Below are 2,660 nucleotides of genomic sequence, written 5' to 3' on the forward strand. Positions count from 1 at the left end.
AATATCAACCGTTTGAGCAGCCCCGTTTGGCAGTGGCGACAAAGTCGGCAAAACAAAACGGCATCTTGCCGCTTTATCGGTGAATCCGCCGCCTTCAGAAGCGAGCTGTGCTCGCTGTGGCAAGCAGGAGCTTGCCACCCCTAATGTGGATGCGGCTTGTAGCAGCTTTAGTGGCAAACAGGGCTTACCACTGGCAGCACAGATCCGTTTGTGCTGCGTTGTTTGGGCTGCCAAGCTCCCGCTTGGCAGAGGCAGCGGAGCTGCCAGAGAGAAAAGACCTTCGGCATTTGTGATAAACAGAGCTTGCCACCCCATCTCTTGCACTGGTTTCCCTTGGCGGAATAGCTGTACACCCTTACTGTAAGGGCACTCGCAGTCAAGCGCCCAGGTGAAGAATTTTCTGTAGATCTATGGCGCCCACTTAGTTTGAAAGAGAGCTATTTGTTTTCACGCTTCATTCTAATTCTATGAGATGCTGTTTTCTAAACTAAGGTTTCAACGGCATTCAATTTCTAAGATTGCTGAATAATCTGGGCATGGGCTAAAGCCCCATCCTAAAAGAGTGGTGGGTGGCATAGCTACAATCAGAAAAAAGCTTCCCAAACCGCTATCTCGTGCATAAAAATCTTCTCTATACGGGTGCGCAACGGTCTCTTTTTGATTTTCATTGACAAAATAGCAGTGGAAATATCTTGTTACCGTTACCAAAGGTTTGCCTTTGCAGCAGATCAAATAATCTCTAATGGAGACGATAATGAAAATACTTATCACTGGTGGCGCAGGCTTTATCGGGTCTCATCTGGCAGAGCGATTACTTTCAGAAGGCAACGAAGTATATGCTATAGATAATCTCTCTACCGGAAGCCTTTCCAATATTGAAACATTCAAAGATAACCCAAAATTCCATTTTCAAATAGGGACTATCCTGAATCGGGAATTGATGGACACCCTTATTTCTAAATGCAATCAAGTGTATCACTTAGCTGCTGCAGTGGGAGTTAAATACATCATCGAAAATCCGCTCCTATCGCTCAAAACAAATATTGTGGGAACCGATAACGTATTGGAATTATGTAATAAGCACAAAGCCAAAGCTCTAATTACCTCTACCAGTGAGATATATGGGAAAAGTGAGAAAGTGCCGTTTTCGGAGCAGGACAATCGTCTTTTGGGCTCTACTCATATTAGCCGTTGGGGCTATAGTTGTTCCAAAGCAATAGACGAATTTATGGCTTTGGCATTTTACCGAGAAAAGAAGCTTCCGGTGGTAATAGTACGTTGCTTTAATACAGTTGGTCCTCGACAGACGGGTCAGTATGGCATGGTTTTGCCTAAATTTATCAAAGCGGCATTATTGGATCAGCCAATTGTGGTGTATGGAACCGGCAAGCAAACTCGCTGTTTTGCCGATGTATCGGATGTTGTGGGAGCTTTTGTGAAACTGATGAATAGTCCCGAATGTGAAGGCGAGATCTTTAACATTGGCACAACCGAATCCATCAGCATCGAAGACTTGGCACAAAAGGTAAAAGAGATGTGTTCAAGCAAATCCCGCATTGAATACATGAGCTATGAAGCTGCTTTTGAAGAGGGATTTGAAGATATGATGAACCGCATGCCGGATCTCAGTAAAGTAAAAGAATATATTGGTTATGAACCTAAATACAGTTTGGATGATATTATCAATCGCATGATTAAGTATTATGAAAACTAAATTATATCTCATCATTCTGTTAGCTTTGGTAATTGCATTTTTAAATGCTACGGAGACAGTAGAGCGTGAAATTGCTTTAATTAGCATAAACGTAAGCGGTTATGTGCGAAATCCGGGTACCTTAAAGCTATCTCATTTAGATAGACTTTCCGATGCCATTGGGCTTAGTATGTTAAGTCCGGATGAATTGTTTGATGTAGATGGACAAAGCATGTCTAAACTGAGTCCTGTACCGATGTTGCGGACAAACAATACGATGTTTCCCAACTACAAAGCGTATCAGAGTATTCGCAACATCAAATTGTATAGAGGCTCTGAAGAACGCACTTATGATCTTTTCTCTTTTTATCGGACCGGAGATTTAAGTCAAAATCCCTATTTACGGGATTCTGACCATGTTCATGTGCCGCTGGTTGAAGCTTTTATTAGTGTAAATGGTAGTGTGGGGTATCCCGGGGATATGGAATATCGCAAGGGAGACACGGTAAGGGAAGCATTGAAGATGTCTTTGGGTCCTGTGCCGGGTTCTCTGCTTTCTGCTGTACGCTTGAGTGTGTATCATCCTGATACTAGAGAGTATAGCTATCGTACTTTGGATTTGATAGCTCAACCCGAACTTTGGGATTTGGAATTGAATCCGGGCGATAGAATTATGGTGCCATACGATTCTCAATATCGGGATAGAATTACCGTAACAATATCTGGTGAATCGATGCAACATGGAGAATTTAATGTTAAAGAGGGTACCACGCTTTGGGAGATGTTGCAAATAGCAGGTGGGCTTAGCGATTATGCAGATCTGGAAAATGCAGTGGTGTTAAACAAATCGTATAATGAGGAGCCAGATCCGGAATTCGAACGCATAAAATCTCGCAGTATGGTAGAACTAACTCCATTGGAATACGCCTATCTGAGAATCAAATTGCGCCAGGCGAAAGGCAGATAT

3 protein-coding genes are annotated in these 2,660 nt (G+C 42.9%); 2 read left to right on the top strand and 1 reads right to left on the bottom strand.

The features are described from left to right. The coding region (locus LHW48_06790) for a hypothetical protein (GenBank protein ID MCB5260162.1) at window positions 1-315 on the bottom strand (315 nt) is incomplete at its 3' end. Between the two features lie 439 nt (window positions 316-754). On the opposite strand from LHW48_06790, the gene LHW48_06795 reads away from it, so the two are divergent. Together LHW48_06795 and LHW48_06800 are read left to right on the top strand one after the other, a co-directional pair. After that, a complete protein-coding gene (locus LHW48_06795) occupies window positions 755-1,714 on the top strand; it encodes a GDP-mannose 4,6-dehydratase (protein ID MCB5260163.1) in 960 nt (319 codons plus the stop codon). Continuing rightward, window positions 1,704-2,660 (top strand): SLBB domain-containing protein (locus LHW48_06800; GenBank protein ID MCB5260164.1); only part of this gene is annotated, 957 nt, incomplete at its 3' end. The genes LHW48_06795 and LHW48_06800, both read left to right, overlap by 11 nt.

The sequence above is a fragment of the Candidatus Cloacimonadota bacterium genome, assembly GCA_020532355.1.
Taxonomy (GTDB): Bacteria; Cloacimonadota; Cloacimonadia; order Cloacimonadales; family Cloacimonadaceae; genus UBA5456.

Excerpts from the sequence above, each read along its gene's own strand:
- LHW48_06795 (MCB5260163.1), top strand. The coding sequence starts at position 755 with ATGAAAATACTTATCACTGGTGGCGCAGGCTTTATCGGGTCTCATCTG.